This is a genomic window from Pseudomonas sp. SDO55104_S430 (genome assembly GCF_054070595.1).
The window spans coordinates 79,298-85,910 of the sequence record NZ_JBSVXG010000003.1 but is presented as its reverse complement, the minus strand read 5'-3'; the positions used below and the strand labels follow the sequence as shown (position 1 = coordinate 85,910).

6 protein-coding genes and 1 pseudogene are annotated in these 6,613 nt (G+C 58.8%); 4 read left to right on the top strand and 3 right to left on the bottom strand.

What is annotated here, in order from left to right; all coding sequences use genetic code 11:
- The first annotated feature begins 180 nt into the window (after positions 1-180).
- Positions 181-549 (top strand): glyoxalase superfamily protein, encoded by a 369-nt coding sequence (locus tag ACW9JE_RS01270; RefSeq protein WP_175379505.1) that lies wholly within the window; start codon positions 181-183, stop codon positions 547-549.
- A gap of 92 nt (positions 550-641) precedes the next feature.
- Here the strand turns inward: ACW9JE_RS01270 and ACW9JE_RS01265 are convergent, their stop codons facing one another.
- Together ACW9JE_RS01265 and ACW9JE_RS01260 are read right to left on the bottom strand one after the other, a co-directional pair.
- Positions 642-1,346: a methyl-accepting chemotaxis protein gene (locus tag ACW9JE_RS01265; protein ID WP_457431588.1), complete on the bottom strand. Its 705-nt coding sequence runs from the start codon at positions 1,344-1,346 to the stop codon at positions 642-644.
- A 201-nt stretch (positions 1,347-1,547) separates the two neighbouring features.
- A pseudogene (locus ACW9JE_RS01260) lies at positions 1,548-2,426 on the bottom strand (methyl-accepting chemotaxis protein); the annotation flags it as partial.
- Positions 2,427-2,800: 374 nt separating this feature from the next.
- On the opposite strand from ACW9JE_RS01260, the gene pmrG reads away from it, so the two are divergent.
- Positions 2,801-3,487 (top strand): lipopolysaccharide core heptose(II)-phosphate phosphatase PmrG, encoded by a 687-nt coding sequence (pmrG, locus tag ACW9JE_RS01255; protein WP_457431587.1) that lies wholly within the window; start codon positions 2,801-2,803, stop codon positions 3,485-3,487.
- 26 nt (positions 3,488-3,513) lie between these two features.
- On the top strand, positions 3,514-4,347 hold the full coding sequence (locus ACW9JE_RS01250; RefSeq protein WP_457431585.1) for a phosphatase PAP2 family protein: 834 nt from the start codon (positions 3,514-3,516) through the stop codon (positions 4,345-4,347).
- Positions 4,348-4,553: 206 nt separating this feature from the next.
- Here the strand turns inward: ACW9JE_RS01250 and rimJ are convergent, their stop codons facing one another.
- Positions 4,554-5,141, bottom strand: a complete 588-nt coding sequence (rimJ, locus tag ACW9JE_RS01245; RefSeq protein WP_457431584.1) for a ribosomal protein S5-alanine N-acetyltransferase — start codon at positions 5,139-5,141, stop codon at positions 4,554-4,556.
- 518 nt (positions 5,142-5,659) lie between these two features.
- On the opposite strand from rimJ, the gene ACW9JE_RS01240 reads away from it, so the two are divergent.
- A complete protein-coding gene (locus tag ACW9JE_RS01240; RefSeq protein ID WP_457431583.1) occupies positions 5,660-6,592 on the top strand; it encodes an NAD-dependent epimerase/dehydratase family protein in 933 nt (310 codons plus the stop codon).
- Positions 6,593-6,613 lie beyond the last annotated feature (21 nt).

The window sequence follows — 6,613 nt, the reverse complement described above, 5'->3', positions numbered from 1 at the left end:
TCAGGTTTTACGACTGCTTCGCAGCCGGACGCAGGCTTCGCCAGCTGCTACAGGGCGCCTTGCGTACCTTGGTATTTCGGGGGTGATGGCATATTGCAATTAAAGAATGCTGCCCCCAAGCCGATCCGCTGACGTAAAGCCCGTCTACACTGCGGGCTACCTCTGTCTGGGAGCAACTTGATGAGCTTCGGCAAAACCACCCCGATCCTGCGGATTTTCGACGAAACCAAAGCGGTTGAGTTCTATGTCGATTTCCTTGGATTCAAGATCGACTGGCAGCACCGTTTCGAAGCCAATTTCCCGCTGTACCTGCAAGTCTCCCGTGGCGACTGCGTGTTGCACCTGTCCGAACACCACGGCGACGCGACACCGGGTTCGGCGCTGCGCATCGAGACTGATGAGCTCGAAGCGTTCCAGCAGCAATTGCTGGCCAAGGAATACAAGTTCGCCCATCCGCAGATCCAGGCCATGCCTTGGGGCAGTCAGGACATGACCGTTCATGATCCGTTTGGTAATCGGTTGGTGTTTACCAATGCCATTTGCGTCTGAGGTTTAGATCGTTTTCGCGGGCAAGCCTCGCTCCTACGGGTACGCAAATCCCTGTAGGAGCGAGGCTTGCCCGCGAACCGGTCGACCTGACATCAGACCCGGAAGTGGCTCACCATCATCTGCAACTGATTCCCCAACCGCGCCAGCTCGACACTCGACGCCGCCGTCTCATCGCTGGCCGCTGCCGTCTGTTCCGACACATCCCGCACGTTGATGATGCTGCGGCTGATCTCCTCTGCCACTGCACTCTGCTGCTCGGCCGCCGCGGCAATCTGCTGGTTCATCGACTGAATGTTCGACACCGTGCGGGTGATGTTATCCAGTGACTCGCCGGCCTTGCGGGTCAGGGCCACGCTGCTGTCGGTGAGTACGCGGCTGTTGTTCATCACCGCCGACACCTGTTGCGTGCCGTTCTGCAGACCGGCCACCAGGCCTTCGATTTCTTCGGTGGATTTCTGCGTGCGTTGGGCCAGGCCACGGACTTCATCGGCCACTACCGCAAAACCACGACCGGCCTCACCGGCACGGGCCGCTTCGATGGCGGCGTTGAGCGCCAGCAGGTTGGTCTGTTCGGCCACGGCCTTGATCACGTCCATGACGCTGCCGATTTTGTCGCTTTCCTGTTGCAGCACGCTCATGGCTTCGGTGGAACGCACCACTTCGCTGGCCAGGCGCTCGATCTGGGCGATGGCTTCGTTGACCACCTTATCGCCTTCACGGGCTTCGCCGTCTGCCGCCGCGGCCGCTTGCGAGGCCTGTTCGGCGTTGCGTGCGACTTCCTGAACCGTGGCGGTCATTTCGTGCATGGCGGTCGCGACCTGATCGGTCTCGACCTTCTGGCTGTTGACCCCGGCGCTGGTCTGCTCGGTCACCGCCGACAATTCTTCGGCGGCGCTGGCGATCTGGGTCACGCCGTCGCGGATGCCGCTGATCAGGTCGCGCAGGGTCACGCCCATGCGGGCAATGCCTTGCTGCAACACACCGAGTTCGTCGCGGCGCGTCACCTTGACGTCATGGGACAGGTCGCCGCTGGCGATGCGATCGACCACGATCAGGGTTTCACGCAGGGGGCCGGTGATCTGACGGGTGATGACCACGGCGGCAATGATGCCCACCAGCAGTGCCAGCAGGGTGCTGACCAGTTGCATGGTTTGCGCGCGGGCGCTTTCGGCGTCGCGACGGTCGAGCTGGATCTGATACAGCTGCTCGCTCAGGGAAACGATGGCGGCGCCTTGGTCAGTCATTTCCTTGCGCGCCTGTACCACCTCGCTGTCAGCGGCCTTGTAGGACTGCAAGGCGCTACGGTAGTTGCCCAGGGCGGTTTCCAGCTGGCGCAGGGCGTCTTGCTGCAAATCGGCGATATGCACGTTCAGGGATTTCACGCTGGCGATGGCCAGGTCCAGTTGCGCGACGGCTTTGCGCTCGGTTTCGGCGTTGGTGGTGGCGGTGTAGCCGCGCACTTCATAACGCGCCAGCAGGAAAGCTTCCCGGGCCGCGGTGATGGCCTGGAACTGTTCGAAGCGTTGATCGCTCTGCGGCAGCTTCTGCACGTGGCTGTTGATGTCGTTGATCAGGCCGTTGGCGGCCTCCGCGTTGGTGAGCATCACATCCTGTGCGCCGTTGGCCGCGCGATAGGCTGCGCGCATTTTCGCCAGCGACGTTTTGTATTCGTCGATGACCTTGCCTTGCTCCTTGAGCAACTTGATGTTTTCCGGGCTCTTGAACTTGGTCAGGACGGCCTGGTGTTGAGCGGAAAACCCTTCGAGGGTGTTCTGAACATTCTGCGCGATGGTTTCGTCGCCGTTGGCCAGCATGTACTGCAGGCGCACCACGCGCAGCTTGGTCAGGCCGGCGTTGAGCTGGGTGATGTCGCTCATCCAGTTGCTGCGGTCGATCAGGCTGCCCAGGCTGGTCCAGCCCGTCAGGGCGAGGATGCAGGTCAAGGCCAGGACCAGGCCGAATCCCAGGCCCAGTTTCAGGTTCACGCTGATATTGCCGAACCAGCTATTCATCAAAATTCCTCCAGGAACGTAGTGCTTCTCGATCGTCGGTTGGCTGGAAGATTGTTGTTTTTAGGCGCCAGCAAGGTGTGTAGCAGGCCTGTATCGGCCGCAATCGCGAGAGCTGAAAGGATTTTGTGATGGCGATTTTGTAACAGGGGATTTGTCCGGACGTTGATTCTTTTTTCACATGTGTTTCACCGGTTGCCTACGCCCCTGTCTTTACCCTCGGCGCATCGAATTTGAAGTACGTGCCGGTGAGGCGGCTTGTTGTGGAACTGAGACTGTTTGGCATCACCCGCACGTTCGACTTGAGCCGTCTTGCCCGTTATCGCAATAGCGCCGTGATCGCGGCCTGTGCGCTGCTGGTGATTCCGTTGACCCTGTTTTTATTGCGCCCGGCCGCGGTATCGGACCTGGCTCATGGCAATGTCGCCGGTGTGCGGGCGTTGCAGGCCGGTTGGGCCAGGGGCGACATGATCGTGCTGGTGCGTCATGTCGAGCGTTGCGACCGCTCCCGTTCGCCGTGCCTGGGCGGCGGCGATGGCATCACCGATCGTTCGCGGGATGTCGCGGTGGCAGTCGGTGCGCAGTTCGAGCGTCTGGGCCTGGGCAAAGCCGACATCTACAACAGTCCGCTGCTGCGTACGGCGCAAACAGCCGGCTACATGTTCAACAAGGTCGATACCGGTGACGACTGGCTGATCAACTGCAAGGGCACCATGTTGCGCGATGCCCTCGCGCACAAAGTGGCCGGACGCAACCTGATCCTGGTGACCCACAGCGAATGCATGACGCAACTGGAAAAGGATCTCGAGGTGCCAGGCTCGACCCTGGGTTATGGCGCCTCACTGTTCATCACCGCCGAGCCGATCGAGTCTCCGCGCATGCTGGGCTTCATCGAAGCATCGGACTGGCGCTCGGTGGCTGACCAATGAATTCAATCTCGGAATCTGGAAACACCATGCAGACCGCCTCCCGCTCGCGTTTTTACTGGATGAACTTCGGCATACCCCTGGCCTGTGCGGTGCTGGTGTTCCTGATGTTCGACCTGACCAAAATCGATATTGCGTTCAACGATCTCTTTTACGACCCGGTGACCAAGAGTTTTCCGCTGGATCATGTGCACCTGTTCGAAAAGATCACCCATAAATGGGCACGGATCATTCCGAACTGGACCGGCGAATTGGCGGTGATCGGCTCCGTGCTGTCTTTTTTCTGGACCGTGTTCAACGTGGACAAGCATCCGAAGCTGCACGCCTTCCTGGAAAAGATCAAAGTCGCGCCAGTGCTGCGTTTTGCCCATAAACATCGCCGGGATTTTCTCTACGTGGTGTTCGCGTTCTCCATCAGCACCGGCCTGATCCACTACCTCAAGGGCCACACCAGTGTGTATTGCCCGATCGAAACCACGCAGTACGGCGGCAAGATCGAGCACAAGGAGTGGTACGAGAATTTCGATTTGCTGAAGGTGGCCGGTGATGGTCGCTGCTGGCCGGGCGGGCATGCGTCCGGTGGCTTCACGATGCTGGCGCTGTACTTCGTGGCGCGGCGTTATCGCTGGCGTTATTCCAAGGCCCTGATGTACGGCTCGTTGGGGCTGGGCTTTGTGTATGGCACGACGCGGGTGTTGCAGGGCTGGCATTACATGTCGCACACGTTCTGGGCCGGGATTGTCGTGTGGCTGGCGTGTTTGCTGACGGCGTTGGCGTTTTATGGGAGGGCGCGGTTGGAGAAACCGGTGTTGCAGAAGGTTGAAGAACCGATGTTGGTTGCTGAGACTCAGCCCAGGTTCTAGATCTGTTCGTCTGGAAAATCGCTTTCGCGAGCAAGCCCGCTCCCACACTTGACCGCGTTGTTCAGACAGGCGCGGTCTAATGTGGGAGCGGGCTTGCTCGCGAAGAACGATAACGCGGTCGTCCAGGACTGCTGCTGTGGATCAACCGCCGCCAGATCCACAAGCAAGATCAGGATTTTTTTGCTTCCTCCAAACCTCTGCAGGACCTACCCCAGCTGCCTCGACCATTGTCGCTCCGGGTCTTCCCAAACTTTGCTCACCAACGCCGTCATCACATGATCCTGCCAACGCCCGGCAATGTTCAGATACGCCTTGGCATATCCCTCACGCTCGAAACCCAGGCGCTCCAGCAACCGCGCACTGCGCTCATTGCCCGGAATGTAGTTGGCCATGATCCGGTGCAGGTTCAGCGTCTCGAACACATACCCGATACCCGCCTCCAGCGCCTCACGCATCAAGCCCTGGCCCTGGCGCAACTCGCAGATGTGATACCCCAGATAACACGCCTGAAACGCCCCGCGAACGATGCCGCTGAAATTGCACGCGCCAATCATCTGCCCGTCATCCCGATCCAGCACCGCGAAATGCACCGCATAGCCCTCATCAAAAGCCATGGCTTGCTGCGAAAGGCGCGAGCGGATTCGTTCAGGGCTGTAGTAGTCGTCCGCACGAACCGGCGACCACGGCGCGAGATGCGCCTGGTTGCGCAGGTAAAAGTCGCTTTCCAGCGCAGCCTGGCTGGGGCTCAGGATCGCCAACGTCAGCCGCTCGCAGGGCAGGGAGAAGATCGTCATCGGAAACTCCGGGCCAACGGCCCATGAACGCAGAGAATGCCGAGCAATCTACAGGCAAAAAAAAGCCCGCGGGAGGGCGGGCAAACCGTAGTTTCTTGAATGAGCGAGGGAAATGTACAGGTTCTGATCTGGCGGAGGGGTGAAGAAATGTTCATGTGTGGAGGTGACGTGCTGGCATTCTGTTTAACGTGAAGAGAATTGAGTTTTGGTGTTAATGCTGAGGGCAGGGTGCCACCTCGCGTCACATTGAATTACACTCTTTTGGATCCGATCATTGTCGTCAAAATAATGACTGTTTTCCCATGGCGCTCACCGCTCGGCAGTGAAATCGACAACCTATTGACAGTAATCTCCAAATCTCACATCATCGATAGCGTTTTAATGGCCTTGCGCCATAAAGCCGTCGGGTGTGACCGCCTGGTATCACTTGCTCCACATTGGTCTATGCTGGAACCGATCACACACCGTTAGCGGACTATTCAATCTGGTATCCGCTTGAATCTTCAGGAAGAAATTTCATGTTTGTTGAGCGCGTACTGGTCACTGGCGGTGCAGGTTTCATTGGGTCGCATTTGGTAGAAGCCTTGCTGGCCAAGGGATATAAAGTTCGCGTTCTGGACAATCTGTCGACCGGCAAAGTCAGCAATCTGCCAATCGACAATTCCGCCCTGGAACTGGTCACCGGTGATGTTGCCGACAGCGGCGTCGTAAATCAGGCCATGCGCGATTGCGGCGCCGTCGTACATTTGGCGGCTGTGGCATCGGTGCAGGCGTCGGTGGACGATCCTGTTTCGACTCACCAGGCCAATTTCGTCGGTACCCTGAACGTTTGCGAAAGCATGGCGAAAGCCGGCATCAAGCGCGTCGTGTTTGCCTCCAGTGCTGCCATCTACGGCAACAACGGTGAAGGCACCGCCATCGACGAAGACACCCCGAAATCTCCTCTGACTCCCTACGCCAGCGACAAACTGGCCAGCGAGTACTACCTGGACTTCTATCGCCGCGAACACGGCCTGGAGCCGGTGGTCCTGCGTTTCTTCAACATCTTTGGTCCACGCCAGGATCCGTCCTCGCCGTACTCCGGCGTGATCAGCATCTTTACCGAGCGTGCGATGAAGAAGCTGCCGGTGTCGATTTTCGGCGACGGCAAGCAAACCCGCGACTTCGTCTATGTTCAGGATCTTGTAAAGATTCTGCTTCAGTCTGTGGAAATGCAGGAGCCGCAGCCGGGTGCCGTGAACATCGGCCTGAGCCGCTCCACCAGCCTCAATGATCTGATCGCCGAATTGGGAACCGTTACCGGCACTCCCCTGACGGTGAACTATCAGGCGCCACGTCAGGGCGATATTCGCCATTCGCGCGCCAACAATACTCGTTTGCTCGAGCGCTTTGACCTTCCGGAGCCGACGTCGATCGGCAACGGATTGGCGCAGTTGATCCGCAGTCTGTAACCCGTTCGGTGTAACTGCTTC

Coding starts and splice junctions, on each gene's coding strand:
- ACW9JE_RS01270 (WP_175379505.1), top strand. CDS start 181: ATGAGCTTCGGCAAAACCACCCCGATCCTGCGGATTTTCGACGAAACC.
- ACW9JE_RS01265 (WP_457431588.1), bottom strand. CDS start 1,346: ATGACCGCCACGGTTCAGGAAGTCGCACGCAACGCCGAACAGGCCTCG.
- ACW9JE_RS01250 (WP_457431585.1), top strand. CDS start 3,514: ATGCAGACCGCCTCCCGCTCGCGTTTTTACTGGATGAACTTCGGCATA.
- rimJ (WP_457431584.1), bottom strand. CDS start 5,141: ATGACGATCTTCTCCCTGCCCTGCGAGCGGCTGACGTTGGCGATCCTG.
- ACW9JE_RS01240 (WP_457431583.1), top strand. CDS start 5,660: ATGTTTGTTGAGCGCGTACTGGTCACTGGCGGTGCAGGTTTCATTGGG.